Origin of the sequence: Pseudomonas pseudonitroreducens (genome assembly GCF_021603645.1) — a bacterium.
Classification (GTDB): Bacteria; Pseudomonadota; Gammaproteobacteria; order Pseudomonadales; family Pseudomonadaceae; genus Pseudomonas; species Pseudomonas pseudonitroreducens.
In genome coordinates this window covers 174,555-200,553 of record NZ_BQHJ01000011.1, presented here as the reverse complement: position 1 = coordinate 200,553, position 25,999 = coordinate 174,555, and the positions used below count along the sequence as shown (strand labels likewise).

32 protein-coding genes and 1 pseudogene are annotated in these 25,999 nt (G+C 63.7%); 14 read left to right on the top strand and 19 right to left on the bottom strand.

Annotated elements, in window-relative coordinates; all coding sequences use genetic code 11:
• Window position 1 precedes the first annotated feature (1 nt).
• The 5 genes from ruvA to L6D89_RS24935 form a co-directional block, all read right to left on the bottom strand.
• The gene (gene ruvA / locus L6D89_RS24955) at window positions 2-607 is read right to left on the bottom strand and encodes a Holliday junction branch migration protein RuvA (RefSeq protein ID WP_236171604.1); all 606 of its coding nucleotides are present in this window, start codon (window positions 605-607) and stop codon (window positions 2-4) included.
• 34 nt (window positions 608-641) lie between these two features.
• Complete coding sequence (gene ruvC / locus L6D89_RS24950; RefSeq protein WP_236201519.1) at window positions 642-1,166, bottom strand: crossover junction endodeoxyribonuclease RuvC; 525 nt, start codon at window positions 1,164-1,166, stop codon at window positions 642-644.
• Window positions 1,167-1,282: 116 nt separating this feature from the next.
• Entirely contained in the window at window positions 1,283-2,029 is a 747-nt protein-coding gene (locus tag L6D89_RS24945; protein WP_236171606.1) for a YebC/PmpR family DNA-binding transcriptional regulator, read from the bottom strand.
• A gap of 73 nt (window positions 2,030-2,102) precedes the next feature.
• A complete protein-coding gene (aspS, locus tag L6D89_RS24940) occupies window positions 2,103-3,881 on the bottom strand; it encodes an aspartate--tRNA ligase (RefSeq protein WP_139092983.1) in 1,779 nt (592 codons plus the stop codon).
• A 43-nt stretch (window positions 3,882-3,924) separates the two neighbouring features.
• Window positions 3,925-4,194, bottom strand: coding sequence for an FmdB family zinc ribbon protein (locus tag L6D89_RS24935; protein ID WP_017522110.1), 270 nt, complete (start codon window positions 4,192-4,194; stop codon window positions 3,925-3,927).
• A 240-nt stretch (window positions 4,195-4,434) separates the two neighbouring features.
• Here L6D89_RS24935 and L6D89_RS24930 point away from each other — a divergent pair, with 240 nt between their 5' ends.
• The 3 genes and pseudogenes from L6D89_RS24930 (at window position 4,435) to L6D89_RS24925 (ending at window position 5,716) form a co-directional block, all read left to right on the top strand.
• The gene (locus tag L6D89_RS24930; RefSeq protein WP_236201518.1) at window positions 4,435-4,905 is read left to right on the top strand and encodes a Dps family protein; all 471 of its coding nucleotides are present in this window, start codon (window positions 4,435-4,437) and stop codon (window positions 4,903-4,905) included.
• A gap of 214 nt (window positions 4,906-5,119) precedes the next feature.
• A pseudogene (locus L6D89_RS32700) lies at window positions 5,120-5,383 on the top strand (cold shock domain-containing protein membrane protein); the annotation flags it as partial.
• Between the two features lie 93 nt (window positions 5,384-5,476).
• Window positions 5,477-5,716, top strand: a complete 240-nt coding sequence (locus L6D89_RS24925; RefSeq protein ID WP_192430913.1) for a cold-shock protein — start codon at window positions 5,477-5,479, stop codon at window positions 5,714-5,716.
• A gap of 67 nt (window positions 5,717-5,783) precedes the next feature.
• Here L6D89_RS24925 and L6D89_RS24920 read toward each other — a convergent pair whose 3' ends face one another.
• Window positions 5,784-5,990 (bottom strand): SlyX family protein, encoded by a 207-nt coding sequence (locus tag L6D89_RS24920; RefSeq protein ID WP_236171610.1) that lies wholly within the window; start codon window positions 5,988-5,990, stop codon window positions 5,784-5,786.
• A 3-nt stretch (window positions 5,991-5,993) separates the two neighbouring features.
• Window positions 5,994-6,419, bottom strand: coding sequence for an HIT family protein (locus L6D89_RS24915; RefSeq protein WP_236171612.1), 426 nt, complete (start codon window positions 6,417-6,419; stop codon window positions 5,994-5,996).
• 713 nt (window positions 6,420-7,132) lie between these two features.
• Between L6D89_RS24915 and L6D89_RS24910 the strand changes: the two genes are divergently transcribed.
• Complete coding sequence (locus L6D89_RS24910; protein WP_236171613.1) at window positions 7,133-8,479, top strand: OprD family porin; 1,347 nt, start codon at window positions 7,133-7,135, stop codon at window positions 8,477-8,479.
• Between the two features lie 84 nt (window positions 8,480-8,563).
• On the opposite strand, the gene L6D89_RS24905 is transcribed toward L6D89_RS24910, so the two are convergent.
• Window positions 8,564-8,926: a PaaI family thioesterase gene (locus L6D89_RS24905; RefSeq protein WP_089285724.1), complete on the bottom strand. Its 363-nt coding sequence runs from the start codon at window positions 8,924-8,926 to the stop codon at window positions 8,564-8,566.
• Between the two features lie 156 nt (window positions 8,927-9,082).
• Between L6D89_RS24905 and L6D89_RS24900 the strand changes: the two genes are divergently transcribed.
• Both L6D89_RS24900 and L6D89_RS24895 read left to right on the top strand, forming a co-directional pair.
• Window positions 9,083-10,798, top strand: coding sequence for a proline--tRNA ligase (locus L6D89_RS24900; protein WP_236201517.1), 1,716 nt, complete (start codon window positions 9,083-9,085; stop codon window positions 10,796-10,798).
• An 8-nt stretch (window positions 10,799-10,806) separates the two neighbouring features.
• Window positions 10,807-11,763, top strand: a complete 957-nt coding sequence (locus tag L6D89_RS24895) for a YceB family lipoprotein (protein ID WP_236171615.1) — start codon at window positions 10,807-10,809, stop codon at window positions 11,761-11,763.
• Window positions 11,764-11,766: 3 nt separating this feature from the next.
• On the opposite strand, the gene L6D89_RS24890 is transcribed toward L6D89_RS24895, so the two are convergent.
• Window positions 11,767-12,042 carry an acylphosphatase gene (locus L6D89_RS24890; protein WP_236171616.1) on the bottom strand — a complete coding sequence of 92 codons (276 nt, stop codon included), beginning with the start codon at window positions 12,040-12,042 and terminating at the stop codon, window positions 11,767-11,769.
• A complete protein-coding gene (locus L6D89_RS24885; protein WP_236171618.1) occupies window positions 12,042-12,512 on the bottom strand; it encodes a TlpA disulfide reductase family protein in 471 nt (156 codons plus the stop codon). Before L6D89_RS24885 ends, L6D89_RS24890 begins: the two co-directional genes overlap by 1 nt.
• Window positions 12,513-12,542: 30 nt before the next feature.
• Between L6D89_RS24885 and L6D89_RS24880 the strand changes: the two genes are divergently transcribed.
• The gene (locus L6D89_RS24880; RefSeq protein ID WP_236201516.1) at window positions 12,543-13,952 is read left to right on the top strand and encodes a PilZ domain-containing protein; all 1,410 of its coding nucleotides are present in this window, start codon (window positions 12,543-12,545) and stop codon (window positions 13,950-13,952) included.
• A gap of 186 nt (window positions 13,953-14,138) precedes the next feature.
• Window positions 14,139-14,534: a hypothetical protein gene (locus tag L6D89_RS24875; protein ID WP_236201515.1), complete on the top strand. Its 396-nt coding sequence runs from the start codon at window positions 14,139-14,141 to the stop codon at window positions 14,532-14,534.
• Between the two features lie 4 nt (window positions 14,535-14,538).
• On the opposite strand, the gene L6D89_RS24870 is transcribed toward L6D89_RS24875, so the two are convergent.
• Together L6D89_RS24870 and L6D89_RS24865 are read right to left on the bottom strand one after the other, a co-directional pair.
• Complete coding sequence (locus L6D89_RS24870; protein ID WP_236201514.1) at window positions 14,539-14,733, bottom strand: hypothetical protein; 195 nt, start codon at window positions 14,731-14,733, stop codon at window positions 14,539-14,541.
• Between the two features lie 157 nt (window positions 14,734-14,890).
• On the bottom strand, window positions 14,891-16,120 hold the full coding sequence (locus L6D89_RS24865) for a YihY family inner membrane protein (protein WP_236171625.1): 1,230 nt from the start codon (window positions 16,118-16,120) through the stop codon (window positions 14,891-14,893).
• A 124-nt stretch (window positions 16,121-16,244) separates the two neighbouring features.
• Here L6D89_RS24865 and arsC point away from each other — a divergent pair, with 124 nt between their 5' ends.
• Genes arsC through L6D89_RS24850 form a run of 3 tightly spaced genes read left to right on the top strand, consistent with a single transcriptional unit; the run spans window position 16,245 to window position 17,641 of the window.
• The gene (gene arsC / locus L6D89_RS24860) at window positions 16,245-16,598 is read left to right on the top strand and encodes an arsenate reductase (glutaredoxin) (protein WP_236201513.1); all 354 of its coding nucleotides are present in this window, start codon (window positions 16,245-16,247) and stop codon (window positions 16,596-16,598) included.
• On the top strand, window positions 16,595-17,191 hold the full coding sequence (gene wrbA / locus L6D89_RS24855; RefSeq protein WP_236201512.1) for an NAD(P)H:quinone oxidoreductase: 597 nt from the start codon (window positions 16,595-16,597) through the stop codon (window positions 17,189-17,191). Before arsC ends, wrbA begins: the two co-directional genes overlap by 4 nt.
• Entirely contained in the window at window positions 17,192-17,641 is a 450-nt protein-coding gene (locus L6D89_RS24850) for a DUF2069 domain-containing protein (protein ID WP_236201511.1), read from the top strand.
• Window positions 17,642-17,668: 27 nt separating this feature from the next.
• On the opposite strand, the gene hda is transcribed toward L6D89_RS24850, so the two are convergent.
• Together hda and L6D89_RS24840 are read right to left on the bottom strand one after the other, a co-directional pair.
• On the bottom strand, window positions 17,669-18,373 hold the full coding sequence (gene hda, locus L6D89_RS24845) for a DnaA regulatory inactivator Hda (protein WP_024764559.1): 705 nt from the start codon (window positions 18,371-18,373) through the stop codon (window positions 17,669-17,671).
• Window positions 18,374-18,518: 145 nt separating this feature from the next.
• Window positions 18,519-19,559 carry a DUF2066 domain-containing protein gene (locus L6D89_RS24840; RefSeq protein ID WP_236201510.1) on the bottom strand — a complete coding sequence of 347 codons (1,041 nt, stop codon included), beginning with the start codon at window positions 19,557-19,559 and terminating at the stop codon, window positions 18,519-18,521.
• 211 nt (window positions 19,560-19,770) lie between these two features.
• On the opposite strand from L6D89_RS24840, the gene purM reads away from it, so the two are divergent.
• From purM to L6D89_RS24825, 3 genes are read left to right on the top strand one after another with little or no spacing between them, the layout of a single operon-like run.
• On the top strand, window positions 19,771-20,832 hold the full coding sequence (purM, locus tag L6D89_RS24835) for a phosphoribosylformylglycinamidine cyclo-ligase (RefSeq protein WP_236201509.1): 1,062 nt from the start codon (window positions 19,771-19,773) through the stop codon (window positions 20,830-20,832).
• A complete protein-coding gene (gene purN, locus L6D89_RS24830) occupies window positions 20,832-21,482 on the top strand; it encodes a phosphoribosylglycinamide formyltransferase (RefSeq protein WP_236201508.1) in 651 nt (216 codons plus the stop codon). The genes purM and purN overlap by 1 nt, the downstream gene beginning before the upstream one ends.
• A 10-nt stretch (window positions 21,483-21,492) precedes the next feature.
• Entirely contained in the window at window positions 21,493-22,209 is a 717-nt protein-coding gene (locus tag L6D89_RS24825; RefSeq protein ID WP_236171636.1) for a DUF3108 domain-containing protein, read from the top strand.
• Window positions 22,210-22,369: 160 nt separating this feature from the next.
• Here L6D89_RS24825 and L6D89_RS24820 read toward each other — a convergent pair whose 3' ends face one another.
• The 5 genes from L6D89_RS24820 to L6D89_RS24805 form a co-directional block, all read right to left on the bottom strand.
• Complete coding sequence (locus L6D89_RS24820; protein WP_236201507.1) at window positions 22,370-23,299, bottom strand: DUF2167 domain-containing protein; 930 nt, start codon at window positions 23,297-23,299, stop codon at window positions 22,370-22,372.
• Window positions 23,300-23,572: 273 nt separating this feature from the next.
• Window positions 23,573-24,124, bottom strand: a complete 552-nt coding sequence (locus L6D89_RS24815) for a glutathione peroxidase (protein WP_236201506.1) — start codon at window positions 24,122-24,124, stop codon at window positions 23,573-23,575.
• 48 nt (window positions 24,125-24,172) lie between these two features.
• Complete coding sequence (locus tag L6D89_RS32650; protein ID WP_275094689.1) at window positions 24,173-24,295, bottom strand: hypothetical protein; 123 nt, start codon at window positions 24,293-24,295, stop codon at window positions 24,173-24,175.
• Complete coding sequence (locus L6D89_RS24810; protein WP_236201527.1) at window positions 24,292-25,485, bottom strand: MFS transporter; 1,194 nt, start codon at window positions 25,483-25,485, stop codon at window positions 24,292-24,294. The genes L6D89_RS32650 and L6D89_RS24810 overlap by 4 nt, the downstream gene beginning before the upstream one ends.
• 89 nt (window positions 25,486-25,574) lie before the next feature.
• Entirely contained in the window at window positions 25,575-25,991 is a 417-nt protein-coding gene (locus L6D89_RS24805) for a MarR family winged helix-turn-helix transcriptional regulator (RefSeq protein WP_236171641.1), read from the bottom strand.
• Between the last annotated feature and the right edge of the window lie 8 nt (window positions 25,992-25,999).

Sequence of the window (25,999 nt, the reverse complement as noted above, 5' to 3'; positions counted from 1 at the left end):
CCTAGACCATGCCCTTGAGGGAACGGCGGATGAGTTCTTCGCTGGACAAGCCTTCCTCCTGCACGGCGGCCACGGCGCGGCTCGCCTCCTGGGGTTTGAAGCCCAGGGCGATCAGCGCGCTGACCGCATCGGACTCGGCGCTTGAGACTGCGGCTACCCGCAGGGGTTCCACCACCAATGGTGCGATGGAAGGAATATTCTCCCACGCCTTGAAGCGATCCTTGAGCTCTACCAGCAGGCGCTCGGCGGTTTTCTTGCCGACACCGGGAATCTTCACCAGGGTGGAAGTATCCTGGGCCTGCACGCAACGCACCAGCTCATCGACTTCCAGCCCGGACATCAACGCCAGCGCCAGCTTCGGCCCCACGCCATTGAGGCGGATCAGCTCGCGAAACAGCTCACGCTCACGCTTCTCGGCAAAGCCATAGAGCAGGTGGGCATCCTCGCGCACCACCAAATGGGTGTGCAGGGTCACCGGCTCGCCCAGGCTCGGCAGGCGATACAGGGTGGTCATCGGCACTTCCAGCTCGTAGCCCACGCCATTCACATCGACGATGAGGTGCGGCGGCTGCTTTTCCGCCAGGGTGCCACGCAAGCGTCCAATCACGAGTCAAAGTCCTTGAAGAAAGTTTGTCTGGATATCACAGGCGCAGGCGACCGCCGCGACGGCGGGCGCCCATCAGGCCATGTGGCACCAGGCTCTGCCGGGTATGCGCATGGCACAGGGCGATGGCCAGTGCATCGGAGGCATCGATCTGCGGCTTCTGCGTCAGCTTGAGCAGATGCATGACCATCATCTGCACCTGCTGCTTGTCCGCGCCGCCGGTGCCGGCAATCGCCTGCTTGACCTGGCTGGCGGTGTACTCGGCGATCTGCAGCCCCTCTTCCGCCGCCGCGACTATGGCCGCGCCACGCGCCTGCCCCAGCTTCAGCGCCGAGTCGGCGTTGCGCGCCATGAACACCTGCTCGATGCCCATCATGGTCGGCTGGTAGGTCTGGATGACCTCACGCACACCACGAAAGACGATCTGCAGGCGTTCGAACAGCTCGCCATTGCCGGTGCGGATGCAGCCCGAAGCCACGTATTCACAACCACGGCCGGTGTCGCGCACCACGCCGAAGCCGGTAATCCGTGAGCCTGGGTCGATACCGAGAATCAGGGTCATGTCCGTTCGATCACACCTAGTCTGCAACGCGCATTTCAGATAACAAAAACCGGAAGCGGGAGGCGCCGCTGACGACCACTCCCGCTTCCGGCTTCAGCACATCGCCGGTGGTGGGATCAGCCCAACTGGGCCATCACCTCGTCCGGGATGTCCGCATTGGAGTAGACGTTCTGTACGTCATCCAGGTCTTCCAGCATGTCGATCAGCTTGAGGACCTTCTGCGCGGTGTCCAGGTCCAGGGTCGCCACGGTCGACGGGATCATGGTGATCTCCGCCTCTTCGCCCTTGAAGCCCGCTTCGGTCAGCGCTTCGTTGACCGAGATGAAGTCGGCGAAGGTGGTGAAGACGTCGATGGAGCCATCGTCATTGACCACTACATCGTCGGCGCCGGCTTCCAGCGCGGCATCCATCAGGGCCTCTTCGTTCACGCCCGGCGCATAGCTGATCTGCCCCTTGCGCTCGAACATGTAGGCCACCGAACCATCGGTCCCGAGGTTGCCGCCGCACTTGCTGAAGGCATGGCGCACTTCGGCCGCGGTGCGGTTGCGGTTGTCGGTCATAGCCTCGACGATGATCGCCACGCCGCTGGGCGCGTAGCCTTCGTAGGTCAGCTCAGCCATGTTGTCGGCTTCGCTGGAGCCCACGCCGCGCTGGATGGCGCGGTCGATGGTGTCGCGGGTCATGTTGGCGGTCAGCGCCTTGTCCACGGCCAGGCGCAGGCGCGGGTTGTCCGCCGGAATCCCGCCACCCTGCTTGGCAGCAACGGTCAGCTCACGAATGAGCTTGGTGAAGATCTTGCCCTTCTTGGCGTCCTGACGTTCCTTGCGGTGCTTGATGTTGGCCCATTTGGAATGACCAGCCATAACTCACTCCGTATCACTTGTTTGCTTCGCACGCGGCGCCCGGTTTGCGGGCGCCGCTGCAATCCGAATCGACTTACTCGGCGGCCTTCTGCTGCTCGCGCAGGCGGATGTTCAGCTCGCGCAGAGCCTTGGCATCTACAGTGCCCGGCGCCTGGGTCATGACGTCGCCGGCGCTCTGGGTTTTCGGGAAGGCGATGACTTCGCGGATCGAGGCCGCGCCGGTCATCAGCATCACCAGACGGTCCAGGCCGAAGGCCAGGCCACCGTGCGGCGGTGCGCCGTACTTCAGGGCGTCCAGCAGGAAGCCGAACTTCTCTTCCTGCTCCGCATCGTCGATGCCCAGCACGCGGAACACCGCCTGCTGCATGGCCTTGTCGTGGATACGGATGGAACCGCCGCCCAGCTCGGTGCCGTTGAGCACCATGTCGTAGGCACGGGACAGCTTGCCGGCCGGGTTGGCCTCCAGCTCTTCCGGGGTGCACTTGGGTGCGGTGAACGGGTGGTGCAGCGAAGTCAGGCTGCCGTCGTCGTTCTCTTCGAACATCGGGAAGTCCACGACCCACATCGGTGCCCACTCCTTGGTGAGCAGGTTGAGGTCATGGCCGACCTTGATGCGCAGCGCGCCCAGGGCGTCGCAGACGATCTTGGCCTTGTCGGCGCCGAAGAACACGATGTCGCCATCGACCGCACCGACGCGATCGAGGATCTCGTTCAGGTTCGGCTCGGCGATGTTCTTCACGATCGGCGACTGCAGGCCTTCCACGCCCTTGGCGCGCTCGTTGACCTTGATGTAGGCCAGGCCCTTGGCGCCGTAGATGCCGACGAACTTGGTGTAGTCGTCGATCTGCTTGCGCGGCATGCTCGCACCGCCCGGAACGCGCAGGGCGGCAACGCGACCCTTCGGATCATTGGCCGGGCCGGAGAAGACCTTGAACTCGACATCCTTCAACTGATCGGCGACGTCGACCAATTCCAGCGGGATACGCAGGTCAGGCTTGTCCGAACCGTAGCGGCGCATGGCCTCCTCGAAGGGCATGTGCGGGAATTCGTCGAACTCGACGTTCAGTACTTCCTTGAACAGCTGGCGCACCATCTTCTCGGTGATCTCGATGATGTCGCTTTCTTCGAGGAAGCTGGTCTCGATGTCGATCTGGGTGAATTCCGGCTGGCGGTCGGCACGCAGGTCTTCGTCGCGGAAGCACTTGGCGATCTGGTAGTAACGGTCGAAGCCGGCCACCATCAGCAGTTGCTTGAACAACTGGGGCGACTGCGGCAGGGCGAAGAAGTGGCCCGGGTAGGTGCGGCTCGGCACCAGGTAGTCACGCGCGCCTTCCGGCGTCGGGCGACCGAGGATCGGGGTTTCCACGTCGAGGAAGCCGTTGTCGTCCAGGTAGCGGCGGATGCTGCTGGTGATGCGCGCGCGCAGCTTCAGCTTGGCGGCCATTTCCGGGCGACGCAGGTCGATGAAGCGGTAGCGCAGGCGGGTTTCCTCGCCCACGTCGGAGTATTCGTCCAGCGGGAACGGCGGGGTTTCCGCCTGGTTCAGCACTTCCAGCTCGTGGCCCAGCACTTCGATGGCGCCCGAAGCCATGTTCGAGTTGCGCGCACCTTCGGGGCGCAGGCGCACCTTGCCGGTGATCTTCACCACGTACTCGCTGCGCACGCGGTCGGCCTTGGCGAAGGTCTCGACGCGATCCGGGTCAAACACCACCTGGGCCAGACCCTCACGATCACGCACGTCGAGGAAGATCACCCCGCCGTGGTCGCGGCGACGGTGTACCCAACCGCAAAGAGTGACTACCTGGCCGTCCAGGCTCTCGTTCAACTGGCCGCAATAGTGGCTGCGCATCATGGTGTGTTTCGCTTCTCGAAAGTCTTGAATTCTAGGGAACCGCTCATTCGCTGGCGGAGCAGGCGCCGGCACCGCAACCGGTGGCCGGACAGGCCGCTGGGGCATCGCCGGAGGCCAGGTTCTTCTTCGCTCCGGTCTTGAAGTCGGTCTCGTACCAACCGCTGCCGCCCAGGCGGAAGCCCGGAGCCGACAACATCTTCTTCAATTCGGGAGCCTTGCAGGCCGGACAATCGACCAACGGCGCATCGCTGATCTTCTGCAGCGATTCCAGCTGATGCGCGCAGGACTGGCATTGGTACTCGTAAATCGGCATGGAACACCTTGGCTGTGTAACGCCACGGGTCCGCGTCCCGCGGCAAAGAGGCCGATTATAGCCTGAAAAATCCGCAGGTTGCAGCCGGGCTCCGGTGGCGGAAAAGCCTGCCGGGCGCACAGCCCTTTAATAGAAAAACTCAATCGATTGCCTTGATATAGACCAAGAGCTTCACACCTGCCCCGATGGTAGCCTCGAATCCAGCGTTTTAAATCATTCATGCACGATGAGGAGATCGCCATGGACATCGATATCGGAATCGCCAAAGAAGATCGCGCCGCCATCGCCGACGGCCTGTCCCGCCTGCTGGCCGATACCTACACCCTGTACCTGAAGACCCATAACTTCCACTGGAACGTCACCGGGCCGATGTTCAATACCCTGCACCTGATGTTCGAAGGGCAGTACACCGAACTGGCGCTGGCCGTGGACAGCATTGCCGAGCGCATCCGCGCCCTGGGCTTCCCGGCGCCGGGCACCTATGCCGCCTACGCTCGCCTGTCCTCCATCAAGGAAGAGGAAGGCGTGCCGGATGCCCAGGAAATGATCAGGCTGCTGGTTCAGGGGCAAGAAGCCGTGGTACGCACCGCACGCAGCATCTTCCCGCTGGCCGACAAGGTGGCGGACGAGCCCACTGCCGACTTGCTCACCCAGCGCATGCAAGTCCACGAGAAGACCGCCTGGATGCTGCGCAGCCTGCTCGCCGAGTAATCCTTCCTTTATATAGGAGGTCCGCCTTCCAGCAGGCCTCCCCCCCTACGAATGAGCTAAGCGGTTGATTTGAGAAGGCAAGTGGTTTGCTGTTAAATAACTGCCGTGCGCTTCGCGCATAGGCCGTCCGGCACGCTTTCATTTTCTTTTCCGGCGTCGCACCCAGGGACGGCTACTTCTTTTTTCGTTACCCGCTCAAGGTGAATCCGTAGCCATGTTGAAGATCGTCCATCTCGTGACGGGCGTCGCTGCACTCGTGCTGTCCCTTTTCCCGAGTCTGCGCAATGATGCCCTGCCCTACCTGCAACAAAGCGATGCTGTCTATCTGGCCTTGCTCGGCCTGACCAGCCTCCTGCTCACCCCGAGCAGCCAGCTGAAACACCCTTCAGCCCTGCAAGGCCTGGCCACCGCCCTGGTGGTACTGGCCGTTGTTCTGCAGATCCTGATCCTGCTCGCCCCGCTGCCCTTCATCGGCGATCAACCGGCCATCGTGCTGCCGCTGCTGAGCCTGGCCGGCGCCGTCGTTCTGCAGTGGATTGCCAGCCTCAACAAACCAAGCACCAGCGCTGCCATCGAAACCTTCGCCGGCGTCGACCGCGAAACCGGCACCGTGAAGTGGTTCAACACCTCCAAGGGTTTCGGCTTCATCTCCCGCGACTCGGGCGAGGACATCTTCGTCCACTTCCGCGCCATCCGCGGCGAAGGCCACCGCATCCTGATCGAAGGACAGCGCGTGGAGTTCTCGGTGGTCCAGCGCGACAAGGGGCTGCAGGCCGAGGACGTGATCGCCGCCCTGCCCAACCGCCGCTGATCGCCAGCACCATGAAAAAGCCCGCCAATTGGCGGGCTTTTTCATGGGCGCATCACTCACTCCGGCATCAATAGTGCGGCGGTGGCGCGTCATCTTCGGCGATGCCGACCTGCCCTTGCAGATCCTCCAGACGCTTGAGCAACGCCTGCATCTGCAGGCGCAGACGCTCGATCACGCGCTCCTGCTCATAGACCACATCGCTCAGGGTCTGCAGCGTGTCATCCTGGAAGGCCAGCCGGCTCTCCAGGTCGGTCACCCGGTTATCCAGTTCCATCATTCACTCCTGGCTGAAGCGAAAGCCATCGCCCAGCGCCATGCGCAGTTTCTCGCGCACCCGCGCCAATTCTTCATCTTTATAGGGAACGGCCGGATGCTTGCCCCAGACCGGGCCCGGCCAGGCGACATCATCCTGCTTGCGCACGATCACATGCACATGCAACTGACTGACGACGTTGCCGAGATTGGCCACGTTCATCTTGTCCGCATCGAAGGTGTCCTTGAGCACCTCTGCCAATTGGGTAGCCTCACGCCAGAGTTGCTGCTGATCGGCGGAGTCCAGCTGGAAGATCTCACTGACGTCTTCGCGACGCGGAACGAGGATGAACCACGGATATTGCGAGTCGTTCATCAATAGCAGGCTGCTGAGCGGGAAATCACCCACCGCGACGGTGTCCTGCTGGAGGCGGGAATCCAGGGCGAACATAAGACCTCTCCTGTTCGACGAGCCATGTTTAAGCCTAGCCCCACGAAGGAGCCGAAGGCCGCGAAGAATACTAGAGCGCCCTGCAAACGAACACGCCCAGCCGGCGCCCCGTCCCGGCGCACGCCATTTTGCCCGCCGCCCCAGCGTGGGGCATGGCGCGGATTGGCATATGCCTACAATAGGCGCGTGCAGGAATCTGCACGGCAACCACGGCCATCAGCAGCGAAAAATCGTTTAAACAGCCATATCTGTGGGATGCCGGAAAACGACATCCATGCGCGCCCATGTTGCAAATCGCCAACAGAAGCCGTGAAATGCGTCAACGCGTCGCAAGACGAACACTGTGAAAGCAGCTCCGGGCATTTGTGCACGGTTGTTGCTAGAGGCAAGGACATCGCACCGACGGCCACCCTATTCGAAGAAGTGGACGCGGAGGCGGGAGAACTTAAGAAGTGGTCAATGGAATAGAGAACCACAAAGGCTGAAGCATCAATGAAGCAATCAGGGGGCCATCTCTTTTTGCAACATGAGAACTGCTTGAATGCGACATGCGTCATGCAGCTTCGCGACAGTCCCGTAAAGTTTTTGCGCGTTTATTTGGGCAACTATCGCCAACTGAACACGCGTGCTATAAGTTAGCGCCGACAAAAAGAATGAGCCGTCACCGTTGCACTGTGATGGCAGATAACTTCAAAACCAAAGGAGCAATCACAATGAAAGTGATGAAGTGGAGCGCCATCGCCCTGGCGGTTTCTGCAACAACATCGCAACTGGCCATGGCCGAAGCCTTCGTCAGCGATCAAGCGGAATCCAAAGGATTCCTCGAAGATAGCCACCTGACCATCACTAACAAGATGGCCTACTTCAACCGCATGACTGGCGGTGACGGCCACAACGCCGAAGCGAACAACGCTCGCGATCCGCGCGACACCACCTGGGCCATCCTGACCAACTACTCGTCCGGCTTCACCCAGGGCACAGTAGGCTTCGGTGTTGATGCCTTTGGTTATCTGTCGCTGAAACTGGACGGCGGTAACGGCCACATCGGCAGCGGTTACACCCAGGTCGACAACAAAGGCGACATGCAGGACGACTTCGGCAAAGCCGGTGGCGCCGTCAAGGTCCGCATCTCCAAGACCGAGCTGAAGTATGGCGACATGCAGCCCACCGCTCCGGTGTTTGCCGCAGGTGGTACTCGCCTGGTTCCGCAAGTAGCCACTGGCTTCAACCTGCTGAGCAGCGAGATCGCCGGCCTCGACCTGGAAGCCGGTCGCTTCACCAGCTCCAGCGGCGTGACCAGCACCAACCGCGACGGTGAAATCTGGGCAACCTACGCCAACCGCCAAACCAACGCAGCCAGCTTCATCGGCGGCAAATACGCCATTACCGATAACGCCAGCGTTTCCCTGTACGGTTCCGAGTTCGAAGACCTGTGGCGCCAGTACTACATGAACGCCAACTACACCCTGCCGCTGGCTGACAGCCAGTCCCTGGGCTTCGACTTCAACATCTATCGCACCAACGACGAAGGTCGCGCCGAAGCGGGCAACATCAGCAACACCACCTACTCGCTGGCCGCTGCCTACACCCTCAGCGCCCACACCTTCACCCTCTCCTACCAGAAAGTCCACGGCGACGAGCCGTTCGACTACGCTGGCTTCGGTGACAACGGTGCCGGTGACGGTGGTGATTCGATCTTCCTCGCCAACTCCGTGCAGTGGTCCGACTTCAACGGCCCGGGCGAGAAGTCCTGGCAAGCTCGCTACGACCTGAACATGGCCGAATACGGCGTACCCGGCCTGAGCTTCATGACTCGCTACATCCACGGTGACGACATCGACGGCACCAAGGCTGACGCGACCGGCGCCTATGCTGGCAAGTACGGCAAAGACGACAGCGAGCACGAAACCAACATCGAAGCCAAGTACGTCATCCAGGAAGGCCCTGCCAAGGACCTGTCCCTGCGCGTACGCCAGGCGTTCCACTATGGCGACGACTCCACTGGCGGCCGCCAGAACGAGTTCCGCCTGATCGCCGAGTACCCGCTGTCGATCATGTAATCGACCCGCGCGCTCAAGCGAGAAAAAGCCCGGCATCCGCCGGGCTTTTTTATTGCAACTTAACTACAACTTCGAACGTATTCGTTACATCGGCAATACATAAGTCCCGGTCACATGAGCGACCAACTCCTCGGGATTACTGACCGAGTAGACAGCTACTTCGCAAACCACCTGCCGGCGCCCCAGCTTCAATATCTTCGCTTCCGCCAACAAGTCCTCCGGCTTCGGCTTGCTGAGAAAGTTGATATTGAGATTCGAAGTAACGGCCATCTCGACGTTATCCAGCTGCGCCAGGATCACCGCATACATCGCCGCATCTGCCAGCGACATGATGGTCGGCCCGGACACCGTGCCCCCCGGACGAACCATCCGCCCGTGGAACGGAACCCGCACGAAGGCGCTGCGCCCTTCCAGTGCATCGATGCGCAAATCCATGTCGTCCGCCATGGGCAATCCCGCGCGAATGAACGCCTGTACCTGCGCCGCAGTTAAACGACTCACGCCACTCCTCCCCCTCCGTCCGCCGCGCCCTGTACGCAGCCAGACCTGCACCGTACAATGCCCAGCCTATATTCCCCTTCGCAACCGACAAAACGGCCAAAGATGCGTACCAGTCAGTACCTGCTGTCCACCCTGAAAGAAACCCCTTCCGATGCGGTCGTGATCAGCCATCAGCTGATGCTGCGCGCCGGCATGATCCGCAAGCTGGCATCCGGTCTGTATACCTGGCTGCCAATGGGTCTGCGGGTGCTGCGCAAGGTGGAGACCATCGTTCGCGAAGAGATGAACGCCGCCGGCGCCCTGGAAGTGCTGATGCCAGCCATCCAGCCCGCCGAGCTGTGGCAGGAGTCCGGTCGCTGGCAACAGTATGGCCCCGAGCTGCTGCGCCTGAAGGACCGCCATGACCGCGACTTCTGCGTCGGCCCGACCCACGAGGAGGTCATCACCGACCTCGCGCGCAACGAGCTGAACAGCTACAAGCAGCTGCCGATCAACATGTACCAGATCCAGACCAAGTTCCGTGACGAGATCCGTCCGCGCTTCGGCCTGATGCGTGGCCGCGAGTTCATCATGAAGGATGCCTACTCCTTCCACACCAGCCAGGACTCGCTGCAGGCGACCTACGACGTCATGTACGGCGCGTACAGCAAGATCTTCACCCGCCTGGGCCTGGATTTCCGCGCTGTGCAGGCCGACAACGGCTCCATCGGCGGCAGCGGCTCCCACGAGTTCCACGTACTGGCCGGCTCCGGTGAGGACGACATCGTCTTCGGCGAGTCCACCGACTACGCCGCCAACATCGAGAAGGCCGAGGCCCTGCCCCGCGAAACCGTTCGCGGCGCCGCCACTGAAGAACTGCGCCTGGTCGACACGCCCGAGACCAAGACCATCGCCGCCCTGGTGGAAAAGTTCGGCCTGCCGATCGAGAAGACCATCAAGACCCTGGTGGTGCACGCCGCCGAGGAAGGCAAACTGGTCGCCCTGATCGTCCGTGGCGACCACGAACTCAACGAGATCAAGGCCGGCAACCATCCGCTGGTAGCCGCACCGTTGCAGATGGCCAGCGAAGCAGACATCAAGGCCGCCATTGGTGCCGCCCCCGGCTCCCTCGGCCCGCTGAACCTGCCGCTGCCGTGCATCATCGACCGCTCCGTTGCCCTGATGAGCGACTTCGCCGCCGGCGCCAACGTCGACGACAAGCACTACTTCGGCGTGAACTGGGAACGCGACCTGCAGGTACCGGAAGTCGCCGACCTGCGCAATGTCGTCGAAGGCGACCCGAGCCCCGATGGCAAAGGCACCCTGATCATCCGTCGCGGCATCGAAGTCGGCCATATCTTCCAGCTCGGCACCAAATACAGCGACGCAATGAAGCTCTCCGTGCTGGGCGAGAGCGGCAAGCCGGTCACCCTGATCATGGGCTGCTACGGCATCGGCGTGTCCCGCGTGGTCGCCGCGGCCATCGAGCAGAACTACGACGACCGCGGCATCCTCTGGCCGGCCGCCCTGGCGCCGTTCCAGATCGCCATCGTACCGATGAAGTACGAGAACGAAGCCGTGCGCGCCGCCACTGACAAGCTCTATGCGGACCTCACCGCCGCCGGCTTCGAGGTGCTGCTGGATGACCGCGACAAGAAGACCAGCCCCGGCGTGAAGTTCGCCGACATGGAGCTGATCGGCATCCCGCACCGCATCGTGGTCAGCGAACGCGGCCTGGACGAAGGTACCCTGGAGTACAAGGGTCGCCGTGACGCCGAGTCGCAGCCGGTCGCCCTGTCCGACCTGCAAGCCTTCATCACGGCCAAGATCCGCAACTGAGCAGAGCGATGTCCACCCGAAGTACCTCCAGCCTCGCGGCTGCCGCCCTGTGCGGCAGCCTCCTGCTGAGCGGCTGCGCGAACCAGCTGCCGCAACGCAGCGAGCATGAAGAGCGTGTCGAGCGCAAACTGCTCGACCACAGCCTGCAGATCGACGTAGGCACGCCGGGCACCCTGGAACTGCCGCAGCGTCGCATCCGCGTGCAGGAGCAGAAGACCTTCGAAGTCACCGAGTTCGAGGTCACCCGCCGCTATGATCGCTACACGCCGTACCAGGGCTGGCGCAAGGTGTACGAAATGCCGCTGGGCATCGTCGCCTTCGTCGGCGGTATCGGCGCCAACGTGGTCAACGTGTTCGCCCTGGGCAACCTGCCCGAGAGCGTCACCCGCGGCTGGATCCGTTACGGCGTCGACGGCATGAATCCGTTCATGAACGTCCAGTCCAACGGCCGCGCCGAGCAGAACCTGGCTGCGATCGACGAGCGTCAGCGCGACAAGCGTACCGAGTACTCCAGCCTGCCCTGGTCGGAGCGCCCGGTTACCGTCACCGCGGGCAAGAACTCCCAGGAACTGCTGACCGACCGCCACGGCGTGCTGCGTCTGAACCTGCTGGAAGGTCCTTTCAGCGACGACGAAGTCAGCCGTATTGGCCGCCTGCAGTTCAGCGTCCAGGACCCTTCGGACGACACCCGCGCCGACGCCAGCCTGCTGGTCAGCCGCTCGCTGCGCGGCAAGCTGCAGGAAGCCCACGCGCTGATCTATGACGACCTGGAAGGTGACGACGTGCACCATTGGGTACACCGGGTCAAGCGCCTCTCCGACCTCGGTCTGGAAGAGGAAGCCAGCGAACTGGAACAGAGCCTGATCGAGCTGACCCGCAACGATCCGGAACTGCAGAAGGAATTCCTCCACAGCCTCATGACCGACGCCGGTCGCCTGGCTGCGGACCCCGGCGCCAGCAACTGACGTCTAGCGGCGAACGATGAAACCGGTGATGCCCTGGGGCGTCATCGGCTGCAGCTCCACCGCCGCCACCTTGGCCTTTACCGGGCCACGCGCCAGCCACTTTTCCAGCTCGCGCAGCGCATCTTCCTCGCCCTCGATCAGCAGCTCCACACGGCCGTCATCGAGATTGCGCACCCAACCGTCGATATCCAGGCGCTCAGCCTGCTCCTGGGCGCTCTGCCGGAAATAGACGCCCTGCACCTTGCCGCTGATATAGCCGTGCAGACATATCCTCGCCATCACTGCTTCTCCCCGCGCAATGCGCTCAGGCGCGCCTGCAGGCCGGCGGCGGTCTGCTCGCCGAGCAGTTGCTCGCGCATCTTGCCCTCAGGATCGATGATGTAGGTTACAGGCAGCGCTTCGCTGCGGGGCAGGCTGTAGCGCGGCGCAGGGTCGTCGGCCAGCACGGTGTACTGCACGCCCAGGGCCTGCGAGGCCTTCGCCAGGTCCGCGTCGCGCAGCCCATCGAAGTTCACCCCCAGCACCCGATACCCGTTCGCCTCGCCTTGCTGCGCCAGATGATTCAGCTCGGGAATTTCCTTGCGGCACGGCGCACACCACTCCGCCCAGTAATTAATAACTAGCCACTGGCCATCCACACTCGCAGCGGGTACTTTCCGTCCGTGCTGATCGGTGCCATAGTCCGCCGAGCAGCCGGCCAGGATCAGGCCAGCCATCAAGCCCATTACAATACGGAGCCGCACTCCCATGCCTTCAATCCTCGTGTATGCGGGGTGGTCATGATGCTCGATGCCCTGCGCCTGGAGGTGCCGGACATTCTCGAAGAAGACTCCGAGGCAATGAGCAATCTGGCGGTCAGGCTCCAGGAATCGCGGCAGCAGCCCCTGCAGGAAGGTTTGCAGAAGGCCCTGGGCACGCTGTTCCGCCTCAACCGATGCGCGCTGACCTTACTGGAAAGACAACGCGCCCTGCAAAGTCTCAGCGAAGAATACCGGCATTACGAACGGCTGATACGCCAGGAACGGACGCCGCCTGCGCTGTTCGTGCACTTCTGCAGCGAGTTGGCCGCCGGCTTCAAGCGTCTGCTGCTGCAGATCCTGCACGGGCACAAGCCCGCGCGACCGCATATGGCCTGGTGCCTGTACATGGCCCAGCATTTCCTCGCCCAGGCCCTGCTGCGCCACTACCAGCAGTACCAGCAACCGCCGGGCAGCCTGTGGCGCGACAGCCACCTGCTGTATTGGATCGGCGAGCACCAGGAGTGCCTGGACGAACCGGTCGCCGCCGCTTTCGACCCGGTTCCAGCCGGCACCCTGCGTGGGCTTTACCAGCAGATACTGTTGCTGGCCCTGAGCAACCCTTTCCACCTTACCGAGGGGGAAGCGCCGCAACTGTTCAGCGCGCTGGCACCACTGGCCGCACTGGGTCGCCTGCTGCCCTGGGATGATGAGGAACAGGAAGGCTTCGTCGTCGACCTTGGCTCGGACCAGCCCTGCCTCGCAGCCGAGCAGGCCGCCGATGCCCCCGCCGAGCAATTGCGCCGCCTGGAACTGGGCGCCCTGCTGATCGCCCTGCACGACCCCGCACCGTTGCGTCGACTGGAGCAGGGTGCGTTGCTCGAGCGCGTCCGTCACCACTGGCTTGGGCACCAGGCACGCCGCCACGAGCGGGCCGAACAGAACGGCACCTGCCGTCTGGTAGTCGGTCTTGCGGCGATTCAGCAGCACCTGCTGGACAGCTCAGCCACGCCCTGCAGGGAAGCCGCACTGATGGACGCCAGCGCCGGTGGCGCGCGCATTCTGTGTCCGGGTCAACAGGCCGGGCAGCTTCCGGTCGGCCAGTTGCTGCTGATCCCCGGCAACGGCGGCACCCCGACCCTGGCCGTGGTGCGCTGGCGGCACCTCAACAGCGAAGGGCTGCATCTGGGCCTGCGCTACCTGAAGGGCCTGCCCCGTCCGGTCTGGTTGCGCCGCGCACCTGACGCGCAACGTCACCCTGGAGTCCTGCAGAGTACCCCGGAGCCAGGTAATGGCTGGTACCACGGGCTCTGGGTACCGCAGGGGAACTTCGTCGAAGGCGAGAATCTCTGGCTGCAACTGGCCAGCTTCGACAACCAGACCATCTTGCCGCTGCCCGCCGCCAACCTGGTTACGCCGCTGGTAGCGCGCCACCCTCTGCGCCTGGCCTGATTATCGATTTTGGGAGAGAAGTCACAGGCAAGATCGGCAGTAGGCCCGGAATGCCAGGTACCCGCCTCTCTATAATTCGAACGTTCGTTCTGACTTTCGGGACGATTCTCGCTCGCCGATCATTCAGCGGCCTTCAGAACGCGGCCGGCGCCATGCACGCCGGCCAACCATCGACAGGACAGCCAGATGCAGCCTACAGACCAGCTTGTCAGCAAGGTTCCCAGCCATATTGTCGCCAGCGCAAGGCCGGCCAATGCGGCCAACGGAGGACGGCTGGCGGACTTCAATGTCGCGGTCTGGCTGCATCTCCCGGGTATTGCGGATTTGCCAGTGACGCTGCTGCTCAGCTACCGCGATGGGGAGCGCCAGCGGGAAGTCGTGATCGACCACGGCACCATCAACAAACAGAGCCGCATCCTGCTGTCGGGCGTGGCTCGCCTGGCGTTTTCTCAGCGTATCGAGGATGCACAGATCAAGCTGCGCGCAGCCGTTGCGCTGTCGCGGGTAATCGCCGAGGAAGTCTTCATGCAGGCCGTGGAACAGCAAGCCGGCGCGACGCGCCCGCTGGCCACCAGCCTTTGAGCGATCAACCCAGCTGACGCACCAGGGTTTCTTCCGACGGCTCAGCCGCAACGGGCTGGGCGCAGTCCTGCACTACGGACGGCAGGAGCGATTCAGGCCAGCTGCTGAATTGCAGACCAGTAATTCTATTCAACCGCTCCAGGGCGCTCGTCAGATCGCGCTGATGCAGGTGCACTACGTTGTTCTGGTCTTTTTTCATGGTTTCGCTGGCCCTGGAGGAACTTCTGAAGGACATCTGTGTCCTGCTACCTCCATAGCCAGAACTGTGCCAATTCTGAAATAGCGAGAATTGGCGCATTTCTGAAGTGATACAAAGCGCAGACAGAATCAGAATCGCCGCAAACTGACGTTTTGCGTCACTCGGAATGTGACGGCCTCAACCATTTCGCCAGACTGTCACCAAACAACGCCTGTCGATCCGCCTGATAACGCGCCAGCGTCTCACGCAGCTCGGGGTACCAGGGCTCATCCAGCTCCGCCGGCAATGCCTCGAGACACGGCAGTGGCCACGGGCTGCGATTGAGCAGGTGATGCAGGCTGTAGCTGCCCAGGTCGCGGCACAGCACCCACGCCGCGGTGGTCGAGCCTGCGCGACAGACCAGTTGCTCGCCTTCAAGGAAATCCAGCACCTCTTCCCATTCGTCTTCCGGCAGCAGCCAGCCGGCACGATGCAGATGCGCCAGGCGCGTCGGCAGGCCGTGACGCTGGCGGTCGAAGAACACCCGCAGCACACCAAGGATCACCAGCAGACGCGGCATCGCACGGCGACGCCAGAGACGGGTCGAGGACAGGTTGCAGACCAGCTCCGCACCGAACAGCACGATCAGCCATGACAGGTAGATCCACAGCAGGAACAGCGGCACCGTGGCGAAGGCCCCGTAGATGAGCTTGTAGCCGGGGAAGAAGCTCACATAGAAGCCGAACAGCGACTTGGCCGCCTCGAACAGGATCGAAGTGAAGACACCGCCCGCCAGCGCATGCAGGAATGGCACCCGTGCGTTGGGCACCGCGGCGTAGATCAGGGTAAAGGCCGCCACGCTGGCCAGTAGCGGCATGAACTTCAGCAGCATCGCCGCCCCCGGCAGCGCATGCGGGCCGGAAAGCAGCGACAGTGACGTGATGTAGGTGGACACGGCGAAACCGGTGCCCAGCAGCAGAGGGCCCAGGCTGAGAATTGCCCAGTACAGCAGGAAGCGAGTCACACCCCGGCGCGGCTGGCGCACGCGCCAGATGGCATTGAAGGCCTTCTCGATAGTCACCAGCATGGTGAAGGCGGTCACCGCCAGGAAGGCCACGCCCAGCCAGGTCAGGTGGCGCGCCTGCACGGTGAAGTTGCGCAGGTAGGCCTCGACCGCTTCGCCGGTGGACGGCACGAAGTTGCGGAACACGAACAGCTGGATACGCTCGCCCATGCCCTCGAAGGCCGGCACGGCCGAGAGCATGGCGAAGGTCACGGTCATCATCGGCACGACCGCGAACAGCGTGGTGTAGGTCAGGGCCGCGGCGCTGTTGGGCGCTTTGTCGGCAAGGAAACGCTGGACCAGATAGCGGCCGAATTCGACCAGGCCCTGCAAGCGATCGTGCATGAAATGTCCTTTGGCTGCACTGAATAACCGTCCTCGTAGAGCACGGCGAACGACAGCGGTTCAGTCCAGTCCGAGGAGGCGGTTAGAATAGCCGCCACTTCATCGGCCTTGCGAGTCCCGGCACATGAGCCAGATTTCACTGTTTCACAATCCGCGCTGCTCCAAATCCCGTGGCGCCCTCGAACTGCTCGAAGAACGCGGCATCCAGCCAGACATCGTACGCTACCTGGAAACTCCGCCCAGCGCTGCCGAACTCAAGGCACTGCTCGGCAAGCTGGGCATCGGTGCGCGCCAGCTGCTGCGCACCGGCGAGGACGAGTACAAGGAGCTGGAGCTCGCCAACCCGGCGCTCAGCGACGAGCAACTGATCCAGGCCATGGCCAGCCACCCCAGGCTGATCGAGCGGCCGATCCTCATCGTCGGCGACAAGGCGGTGATCGGCCGTCCGCCGGAAAAGGTGCTGGAGATCCTGCCTTGAGCGCGCCATACGTCCTCGTTCTGTATTACAGCCGCCACGGCGCCACCGCCGAAATGGCCCGGCAGATCGCCCGCGGCGTCGAGGCGGGCGGCCTGGAAGCACGCGTGCGAACGGTGCCGGCGATCTCCACCGAGTGTGAAGCCGTCGCCCCGGACATCCCGGCCGAAGGTGCGCTCTACGCCACCCTGGATGACCTGAAGGACTGTTCCGGCCTGATCCTCGGCAGTCCGACCCGCTTCGGCAACATGGCCGCGCCGCTCAAGTACTTCCTCGATGGCACCAGCAGCCTGTGGCTGACCGGTGGCCTGGTCGGCAAGCCTGCAGCCGTCTTCACCTCCACCGCCAGCCTGCACGGCGGCCAGGAGACCACCCAGCTGTCGATGATGCTGCCACTGTTGCACCACGGCATGCTCATCACCGGCATCCCCTACAGCGAGCCCGCCCTGCTGGAGACCCGCGGCGGCGGCACACCCTATGGCGCCAGCCACTTCGCCACTGCCGATGGCAAGCGCAGCCTGGACGAACACGAGATCACCCTGTGCCGCGCGCTGGGCAAGCGCCTGGCCGAAGTCGCCCGCAAACTGGAGAGTTGAATGGCCCGCAAGAACAAACCGCTGCCGTCCGTGGAATGGCTCAGACCCCGGCTGGCCGCCAGCCGCGCGGTCGCCCTCGGCAGCTTCATCGGGCTGATCCTGCTCATCGTCGTCTGGGACCTGCTGTTCGCTGATGCCCACGGCGGCGCACGCTGGGTACCCTGGGTGTTCCTGGGCTTCAAGCTGCTGCCGCTGCTGGTGGTGGCGCCGGGCATCCTGATCGGCAGCGCACGTGGGCATGCCTGGGCGTGCTACGTGATCAACCTGTACTTCATCCTCGGCGTGCTCAACGCCTTCGATCCCAACCACGCCATCTTCGGCTGGGCGGAGATCATCCTCAGCGTGTCGCTGTTCTGTTCGGCGCTGATGTACACGCGCTGGCGCTTCCAGTACGACCGCAAGCTGGCCGGCGAAGGCCAGGAACCGCAGCAGGAAGCGACAAGCGCCTGACGATGGAATCAGGGGAACCTGGGCGGCTTACCAGCCCATGGTTTCCTTGAGGAAGGGAATGGTCAGCTTGCGCTGCGCCTGCAGCGAGGCCTTGTCCAGCTCATCCAGCAGGTCGAAGAGGAACTGCATGCTGCGCGCGCCGCGGGTGAGGATGAAGCGCCCGACTTCGTCGGTCAGATGCAGGCCACGGCGCGAGGCGCGCAGCTGAAGAGCGCGCAGCTTCTCATCGTCAGTCAGCGGGTGCAGCTGGAAGATCAGCGAGAGGGTCAGGCGGGATTTCAGGTCCGGCAGCTTCACCCCCAGCTCGCGCGGCGACACCGAGGCCGACAGCAGCAGCTTGCGGCCGGAATCGCGCAGGCGGTTGAACAGGTGGAACAGTGCCTCTTCCCATTCGCGCTTGCCGGCCAGGGCGTCGAGATCGTCCAGACAGACCAGCTCGCGCTGTTCGAGGTTGTCGAAGATTTCCGGACCGTAGGCCACCAGGTCGGCCATCGGCAGGTAGACGGACGGCTCACCCAGTTGCTCGGAGCGAATGCAGGCGGCCTGCAGCAGGTGGCTGCGACCCACGCCTTCGGCGCCCCAGAGATAGATCAGGCTTTCCGTCCACCCCGCCTCGGGCTCGCACAGACGCTCGACATAGCCGAGCGCCGCGGCGTTGGCACCGGGGTAGTAGTTGGCGAACGTTGCGTCATCGCGCAGACGTACGCTGAGTGGGAGCTGCATAGGAGTCATGCCGGGCCGGGCGTTTCTTCAATCGCTTGGGGTGGGCCTTGGTGACTGAAAGTTTATCCAAATCAGAAGGATAACGCAGCTACCACGTGCGACTCAGAGCCACCTAGGCCGGGAAGCGGGACCTGGCCCGCACCCGGAACGTCAATCACCAGTGGAAACGCAGGGCGTTCTGCTGCGGCACGGCCGGGTTCGGCACCGGCTGGCCGTTGGCGTCGACCGCCGCTTGCGCCGGTTCGGCCGGGGCTTCCTGCAGGCGCGCCAGCGCCAGTTGCGCACGCAGTTGTTCGGGGCTGGCGGTCACGCGATAGACGAGATTGCTGCCCTGGACCTCCACCAGCTTGGCGCCCATCGGCTCCAGCAGGCGCGAGACTTCGGCGTAACGGGCCAGGTCGGCGCCCTCGATCTGCAGCACCTGGGCCGAAGCCGAGCCCGCCGAACCGACGAAACGCTGCGACAGGCGCTGGGACACGCCGAGCATCACCGCATCGGCCAGCGCGTCCGGGGTATCGCCCTGGGCCTGGCCCTGTTCACGGCTGTCGCCCATCCACACGCGCCAGGTGGCGGTCCATTTGCCATCGGCTTCCTTGGCGTCCACCGCCAGCAGGGCATCGGCGCCATAGCGCTCGGAGGCGGCTTTCAGCGTGTCGGGCTGGGCGGCGTTGAGGTTTTCCGCGGTACCGACCTGCTGTTCGCTGAGGTCCGCCATCGGCAGACGCAGCGGCAGGCCACGGCGCTGGGCAGCACGGTTCAGCGGGGCGGAGGCTTCCTGACTATCACCCACCAGGCCACTGCCGTTGGCGCTTTCGTTCAGCCACCAGGCCAGCACGCTCGGACGGCTGGCGCCCCAGACCGGCAGGCCGGCCTGGCGCAGGGCGTTGTCGGTGGCGGTCGGGTCGAAGTCCACGACCAGCGCCATGGGCGGGCCGTTCTCGAAGCCGTACTGGCTGATCAGTTGCTGCGGGTCCTTGAAGTAGCCGGCCAGGGCGGGATTCTGCGCAGCGCCGGCATTGCCGGTCAGGCGCAGCACCAGGGTCTGCAGGGCGCGGGTCAGGCCGGCATTGCGTTCGTCCGGCTGCTGGGATGCGACCGGTTCGTGCACCTGGTACAGGTTGCCCAGCGTTTCAGCAAAAGACGGCAGGCTGAACAGCGACAGGCAGAGGATCAACAGGCGGGCGGTCAGGCGCATGGCGGGCTCTCGCGGAAAAATCAGAAAAACCGGCTGCTACGAGTCGGCAAGGAAGACCTATACCTTAAACAGCCGTCCGGCCAGCAGCAACAGCGCGAGATGGCCGCTGCCGGGCAAGCCTGATAAAATCCCGCGCCTCCCGCGCAGGCCGGGAAGCGCGAACGGCGCACCCGGCGGCAAGACGAATCATCCCTTCTATAGGCCTGGATTTATGAGCAACAAGCAACCCTCGTTGAGCTACAAGGACGCCGGTGTGGACATCGACGCCGGCGAAGCCCTGGTCGAACGCATCAAAGGCGTCGCCAAGCGCACCGCACGTCCTGAAGTGATGGGCGGCCTGGGTGGTTTTGGCGCTCTGTGCGAAATCCCGGCCGGCTACAAGCAGCCCGTACTGGTCTCCGGTACCGACGGCGTCGGCACCAAGCTGCGCCTGGCGCTGAACCTGAACAAGCACGACAGCATCGGCCAGGACCTGGTCGCCATGTGCGTGAACGACCTGGTCGTGTGCGGCGCCGAGCCGCTGTTCTTCCTCGATTACTACGCTACCGGCAAGCTCAACGTCGACGTCGCCGCCACCGTGGTCACCGGCATCGGCGCCGGTTGCGAACTGGCCGGCTGCTCCCTGGTCGGTGGTGAAACCGCCGAGATGCCGGGCATGTACGAAGGCGAAGACTACGACCTGGCCGGCTTCTGCGTCGGCGTGGTGGAAAAGTCCGAGATCATCGACGGCTCGAAAGTGGTCGCCGGCGACGCCCTGATCGCCCTGCCCTCCTCCGGCCCGCACTCCAACGGCTACTCGCTGATCCGCAAGATCATCGAGGTCTCCGGCGCCGACATCGAGTCCACCCAGCTGAACGGCAAGCCCCTGGCCGACCTGCTGATGGCCCCGACCCGCATCTACGTGAAGCCGCTGCTGCAGCTGATCAAGCAGACCGGCGCGGTCAAGGCCATGGCCCACATCACCGGCGGCGGCCTGCTGGACAACATTCCGCGCGTGCTGCCGGACAACGCCCAGGCGGTGGTCGACGTGGCCAGCTGGCAGCGCCCGGCGGTCTTCGACTGGCTGCAGGAAAAAGGCAACGTCGACGAGACCGAGATGCACCGCGTACTCAACTGCGGCGTCGGCATGGTCATCTGCGTCGCCCAGGATCAGATCGAGGCTTCCCTCAAAGCCCTGCGTGACGCCGGCGAGCAGCCGTGGGTCATCGGCCGCATCGACGCTTGCGCCGCCGACGCCGAGCGCGTGGTCCTGAACAACCTGAAAGGCCACTGATGTCCAAATCTTGCAATGTCGTGGTGCTGATTTCCGGCTCCGGCAGCAACCTGCAAGCCCTGATCGACAGTCTCGCCGGCGCTGACACGCCGGTGGTGATCCGCGCGGTGCTGTCCAACCGCGTGGACGCCTACGGCCTGGAGCGTGCGCGCCAGGCCGGCATCGAGACGCGCTTCCTCGACCACAAGTCCTACGCCGATCGCGAAAGCTTCGATGCCGCGCTGATCCAGGCCATCGACGGCTTCGACGCTGATCTGGTCCTGCTTGCCGGCTTCATGCGCATCCTCAGCGCGGACTTCGTGCGTCACTACCAGGGTCGCCTGCTGAACATCCATCCGTCCCTGCTGCCCAAGTACAAGGGCCTGCATACCCACCAGCGTGCGCTGGAGGCCGGCGACGCCGAGCACGGCTGCAGCGTGCACTTCGTCACCGAGGAACTTGATGGCGGTCCTCTGGTCGTACAGGCGGCAATCCCGGTAGAGTCTGACGACACGCCGGAAACGCTGGCGCAGCGCGTTCACGTGCAGGAACATGTGATCTATCCGCTGGCCATGCGCTGGTTCGCCGAAGGCCGAGTAAGGCTGAGCGAACATGGCGCCACGCTGGATGGCGAGCTTCTGCCCGCTTCCGGCTATTCGTACCGAACCTAGGAGATTCGCGATGCGTAGAGCTCTGTTATTCCTGATGGCCGTGCTGACCCTGCCGGCCCAGGCTTATGAGCTGGAACCGTTCGACGCCAGCTACACCGCCGACTGGAAACAGATGCCCATCAGCGGTACCGCCTCCCGCAGCCTCAAGCAAGGCGACGGTGGCCGCTGGGAGCTGAATTTCAAGGCCTCCATGCTGCTTGCCAGCCTGACCGAAAACAGCACGTTCAAGGTCGAAAACGACACCTACCTGCCACTGACCTACCGCTGGGCCCGCGAAGGCCTGGGCAAGAACAAGCAGACCGAGCTCGATTTCGACTGGGCCGAGAAGCAGGTGCTGGGCAGCGACCGCGGCGACCAGGTGCGCCAGCCGCTGAACAAGGGCCAACTGGACAAGTCCACCTACCAGCTCGCGCTGCAGCATGACGTGGCCGTTGGCAAGAAGGCCATGAGCTACCAGGTGATCGAGGGTACCGACGTCGATACCTACGACTTCCGCGTGCTCGGCGAGGAGAAGGTGCGCACCCAGGCCGGCCTGATCACCGCGATCAAGGTGGAGCGCGTGCGCGACCCCACCAAGAGCAACCGCAAGACCATCCTCTGGTTCGCCAAGGATTGGGATTTCCTCCTCGTGCGCCTGTACCAGCAGGAGTCCGACGGCAAGGAATACCAGATCATGCTCAAGGAAGGCAGCGTGAACGGCAAGACCGTACAGGGCGAGAAAGGCTGATCCTTCCGCACCAAGAAAAGCCGGGCATCTGCCCGGCTTTTTCTTGTCCGCTTGCGCTGTTGCCATGACCCTGTAGGAGCGAGCTTGCTCGCGAACCGCATGGCACCGATGCGGCCGATAAATCCGTTCGCGAGCAAGCTCGCTCCTACAGAACAGCCAATCAGCCTTCGTTCGACGGCTTGCGCTTGAAGCGACGGGCGATCCAGCCGATGGCCAGGGCCGGGACGATCCAGAGCTTCTTCAGCAGCACCAGCAGGGTCGCGAACAGACCGACCTTGGCGGCAACCTTGCCGGCGATCAGCGCGCCCAGGCCATAGGCCGCGACCTTGTCGACGCTGGGGTTGAAGTCGACGTAGCGATTGCCCGGGTTGAACTCGGTCATCGCCAGCACCTTGCCGACGTTCTTCTCGATCTCCGGCAACTGCTCCATGCCCGCAACGAAGTTCAGCACCAGCACGCCTTTGCGGCCCAGCGCGCGGATGTTGTAGTTCAGCGTGTGCTCCTTGGCGTCACCGAACTGCAGTTCCTTGGCCCAGTAGAGCTTCTTCTCGGCGGCATCATAGCGCGGCGGCGCGGCCCAGCCGATCAGCTGGATGGCCTCGAAGCCCTGCTGCTCGCGCTGCGGGTTGGCCTGCTTGAGGTCGTCCTGCATGTCCTTGAGCATCTCGGCGTAATCGATCTTCGCCGCATCCTCGTCGGACACATAGCCGCTCTCTTCGTATTGCACGGTCACCGCCCAGGACTCGGCAGCGAAGGGCGAGACGCCAGCCGGCATCAGCATGCCCAGCGGCGGATCGGAGGGCGGATTGCCCCAGGCTTCGAGAACGCGCTCAGCATCGGCGCTACCGAGGAAGACGAAGCTATCCGGCAGGTCGAAGGTGGCGAGGTTGTCGCCGACCACCACCTTGCCCTTCTGGAAATGCAGGCTGGCGACGAAAGTCTCGGGCGACATCTCTTCGTCGGACTCGGCGGCGGGAACTGCGGCAGCCGCGGGGGCTTCGCTCTGGTTGGAAGTGGCGGGAGCTGCGAACGCCGGGGCAGCGACGGCCTGGGCGAGCAAGGCAACGAGGAAGAGGGCTTTGCCATCCATAGGGGTGAATCTCCTGAATCGAATCCGTGACATTGGCGGCCCACTGGCGTGGCGCCGGGCGCGAATTGTCGCACTGACCCAGTCGGTCTGTAACAGGAAATTTCTGCAACCTTCGAGCGCACGCACAAAAAAGCCGGGCATCAGCCCGGCTTCGATACGCACGCAAGCGAGGTTTCTGTAGGAGCGAGCTTGCTCGCGAACAAATCAGCCGGCAGCACCAGTGCCAAGCGGTTCGCGAGCAAGCTCGCTCCTACGAAGAGCTGCTTCGCACGCTCACGGCTGGCTGGCGATGGCCTTTTCGATTGCCGCTTGCAGCTCCGGATCATCCGGCTTGGTCAGGCTGGAAAACTCCGCCACTACCTTGCCCTGGCGGTCCACCACGTACTTGAAGAAGTTCCAGCGCGGCACCTGGTCGGCCTGCTGGGCGAGGTCCTTGAACAACGGGATCGCCTCGTCGCCGCTGACGTGCTGCACCGACGTCATGTTGAAGGTCACGCCGTAGTTGCCGTAGCAGATCTTCGCGGTTTCGGCGGCATCGGCATCTTCCTGCTTGAAGTCGTCGGAAGGTACGCCGAGCACTTCCAGCCCCTGCCCTTTGTACTTCTGGTAGACGGCTTCGAGCCCCTTGAATTGCGGGGTGAAACCGCAATGGCTGGCGGTATTCACAATCACCAGCGGCTTGCCGGCGTACAGCTCGCACAGGTCGAGCACATCCTTGGAGCGCAACTTGGGCAGCTCGCCCTGGGTCTTGAGCAGCGCCGGGCAGTCGGCGGCTTGCGCAGCCAGGGGCAATAGCAGGGTCAGGGCGAGCAGGGAAAGACGCATGGCAGTGATCCTCGAGTTATCCCGTCACGCTACCCCGCACGCCCGGCATCAGCAACTGCCCATGCCCAACTGCATCAGCGCCAGCCCACCACGCTGCCAGCCCCACCAGGCAAGGCCGGCCACTACCAGGCCGAGGCCCAGCAGCAGGGTGATCAGCACCGGACGCTTCACGCCGCCCCCAGCACAGGGCGCTCGACCGGGCGCTCGCGCACCGGCCAGTTGAGCAGGCCGGCGAGCAGGCTGAGGAGGATGGAAATCTGCCAGACCAGGTCGTAGTTGCCGGTGTGGTCATACACGTAGCCACCCAGCCAGCCGCCGAGGAAGGCACCGATCTGGTGGAACAGGAAGGTGATGCCACCGAGCATCGACAGGTTGCGCACACCGAACAGCGTGGCAACCGTGCCGTTGGTGAGCGGCACGGTGGAGAGCCAGAGCAGGCCCATGGCGATGCCGAAGGCGTAGGCTGTCCAGACGCTAAGTGGCGCCCAGATGAAGGCGACGATCACCACCGCGCGCAGCAGGTACAGGCCGGTGAGCAGCTTGGGCTTGCTCATCCGCCCACCAAGCCAGCCGGCAAAGTAGGTACCGAACACGTTGAACAGGCCCACCAGCGCCAGCACCGTGGTGCCAACCGTGGCCGGCAGATGGCGGTCCACCAGATAGGCCGGCAGGTGTACGCCGATGAACACTACCTGGAAGCCACAGACGAAGAAGCCCAGGGACAACAGCCAGAAACCGGAATGCCCGGCCGCCTCGCGCAGCGCCTCGCCAAGGGTCTGCTCATGGCCCTGCAGGGGCAGCGGCTTGTCCTTCATCAGCGCAGCCAGCGGCACGATCAGCGCGACCATCAGGCCGAGGGCGAGCAGCGCGGCGGACCACCCGAGCCAGCTGATCAGCCCGAGTGTGCCGGGCAGCATGGCGAACTGACCGAACGAGCCCGCCGCCGCCGAAATGCCCATCGCCATGCTGCGCTGCTCCAGCGGCACCGCGCGACCGACCGCACCGAGGATCACCGAGAACGAGGTGCCCGACAGACCGATGCCGATCAGCAGGCCGGCGCTCATGGACAGGCTGAACGCCGAATCGGCATAGCCCATCAGTACCAGGCCGATCGCGTAGAGGATGCCGCCCAGCACCACTGTACGCATCGCGCCGAAGCGATCGGCAATGGCGCCGGTGAACGGCTGGGCAATGCCCCAGATCAGGTTCTGCAGGGCGATGGCGAAGGCGAAAGTCTCGCGCCCCCAGCCGAATTCGGCGCTCATCGGTGCCAGGAACAGGCCGAAGCCATGGCGAGTGCCCAGGGACAGGGCGAGAATCAGGGCGCCGGATAGCAGTATCCAGAACCCCGTACGCGACAGCTTCGACATCATTTGCTCCTGCACGGGTATATGCCCGCTTCTTATCTGTCTTCCAGAGGGAAGAGTTCAACGCTGCACGCCGGCCTGCACTAGTTTTCCAGCGCGGCCAATTCATCCAGTAAGGCTTCCAGCTGGCGGCGCTTTTCATCGCCCAGGTGACAAGCCACGTCATGCTGAGCGGCGTCCCAGGCTTCGCCGCCGCGAACGATGCGCTCCAGCCCCTCGGGAGTCAGCGCCACGATACGGTTGCGCAGGTCCTCACCCTCTTCCAGCTTCACCAGGCCGTCGGCTTCCAGCGGCTTGAGATTGCGCCCCAGGGTGCTGCGGTCCAGCCCCATGGCCTCGGCCAGCTCGGAAATGCTCGGCTGCTCCAGCCGCGACAGATGCCGCAACAGGGAAAACTGCGCAGTCGTCAGCCCGACGCCTTTCAAGGCATCGTCGTAGACGCGGGTCACGGCACGGGCCGAGCGGCGCAGTTTGGTACAGAGGCATTGGGTGGTCAGCATGGGATACG

Bases quoted from the DNA above. Each gene is read 5' to 3' on its own strand.
- arsC (WP_236201513.1), top strand. From the start codon at position 16,245: ATGAGCCAGATTTCACTGTTTCACAATCCGCGCTGCTCCAAATCCCGT.
- L6D89_RS24805 (WP_236171641.1), bottom strand. From the start codon at position 25,991: ATGCTGACCACCCAATGCCTCTGTACCAAACTGCGCCGCTCGGCCCGT.
- L6D89_RS24875 (WP_236201515.1), top strand. From the start codon at position 14,139: ATGCAGCCTACAGACCAGCTTGTCAGCAAGGTTCCCAGCCATATTGTC.
- L6D89_RS24915 (WP_236171612.1), bottom strand. From the start codon at position 6,419: ATGTTCGCCCTGGATTCCCGCCTCCAGCAGGACACCGTCGCGGTGGGT.
- L6D89_RS24905 (WP_089285724.1), bottom strand. From the start codon at position 8,926: ATGGCGGACGACATGGATTTGCGCATCGATGCACTGGAAGGGCGCAGC.
- L6D89_RS24930 (WP_236201518.1), top strand. From the start codon at position 4,435: ATGGACATCGATATCGGAATCGCCAAAGAAGATCGCGCCGCCATCGCC.
- L6D89_RS24920 (WP_236171610.1), bottom strand. From the start codon at position 5,990: ATGGAACTGGATAACCGGGTGACCGACCTGGAGAGCCGGCTGGCCTTC.
- L6D89_RS24850 (WP_236201511.1), top strand. From the start codon at position 17,192: ATGGCCCGCAAGAACAAACCGCTGCCGTCCGTGGAATGGCTCAGACCC.
- aspS (WP_139092983.1), bottom strand. From the start codon at position 3,881: ATGATGCGCAGCCACTATTGCGGCCAGTTGAACGAGAGCCTGGACGGC.
- L6D89_RS24840 (WP_236201510.1), bottom strand. From the start codon at position 19,559: ATGCGCCTGACCGCCCGCCTGTTGATCCTCTGCCTGTCGCTGTTCAGC.
- ruvC (WP_236201519.1), bottom strand. From the start codon at position 1,166: ATGACCCTGATTCTCGGTATCGACCCAGGCTCACGGATTACCGGCTTC.
- L6D89_RS24815 (WP_236201506.1), bottom strand. From the start codon at position 24,124: ATGCGTCTTTCCCTGCTCGCCCTGACCCTGCTATTGCCCCTGGCTGCG.
- L6D89_RS24895 (WP_236171615.1), top strand. From the start codon at position 10,807: ATGTCCACCCGAAGTACCTCCAGCCTCGCGGCTGCCGCCCTGTGCGGC.
- purM (WP_236201509.1), top strand. From the start codon at position 19,771: ATGAGCAACAAGCAACCCTCGTTGAGCTACAAGGACGCCGGTGTGGAC.
- L6D89_RS24870 (WP_236201514.1), bottom strand. From the start codon at position 14,733: ATGAAAAAAGACCAGAACAACGTAGTGCACCTGCATCAGCGCGATCTG.
- L6D89_RS24910 (WP_236171613.1), top strand. From the start codon at position 7,133: ATGAAAGTGATGAAGTGGAGCGCCATCGCCCTGGCGGTTTCTGCAACA.
- purN (WP_236201508.1), top strand. From the start codon at position 20,832: ATGTCCAAATCTTGCAATGTCGTGGTGCTGATTTCCGGCTCCGGCAGC.
- L6D89_RS24935 (WP_017522110.1), bottom strand. From the start codon at position 4,194: ATGCCGATTTACGAGTACCAATGCCAGTCCTGCGCGCATCAGCTGGAA.
- L6D89_RS24820 (WP_236201507.1), bottom strand. From the start codon at position 23,299: ATGGATGGCAAAGCCCTCTTCCTCGTTGCCTTGCTCGCCCAGGCCGTC.
- L6D89_RS24890 (WP_236171616.1), bottom strand. From the start codon at position 12,042: ATGGCGAGGATATGTCTGCACGGCTATATCAGCGGCAAGGTGCAGGGC.
- L6D89_RS24865 (WP_236171625.1), bottom strand. From the start codon at position 16,120: ATGCACGATCGCTTGCAGGGCCTGGTCGAATTCGGCCGCTATCTGGTC.
- L6D89_RS24900 (WP_236201517.1), top strand. From the start codon at position 9,083: ATGCGTACCAGTCAGTACCTGCTGTCCACCCTGAAAGAAACCCCTTCC.
- L6D89_RS24945 (WP_236171606.1), bottom strand. From the start codon at position 2,029: ATGGCTGGTCATTCCAAATGGGCCAACATCAAGCACCGCAAGGAACGT.
- L6D89_RS24880 (WP_236201516.1), top strand. From the start codon at position 12,543: ATGATGCTCGATGCCCTGCGCCTGGAGGTGCCGGACATTCTCGAAGAA.
- L6D89_RS24825 (WP_236171636.1), top strand. From the start codon at position 21,493: ATGCGTAGAGCTCTGTTATTCCTGATGGCCGTGCTGACCCTGCCGGCC.
- hda (WP_024764559.1), bottom strand. From the start codon at position 18,373: ATGACTCCTATGCAGCTCCCACTCAGCGTACGTCTGCGCGATGACGCA.
- L6D89_RS24885 (WP_236171618.1), bottom strand. From the start codon at position 12,512: ATGGGAGTGCGGCTCCGTATTGTAATGGGCTTGATGGCTGGCCTGATC.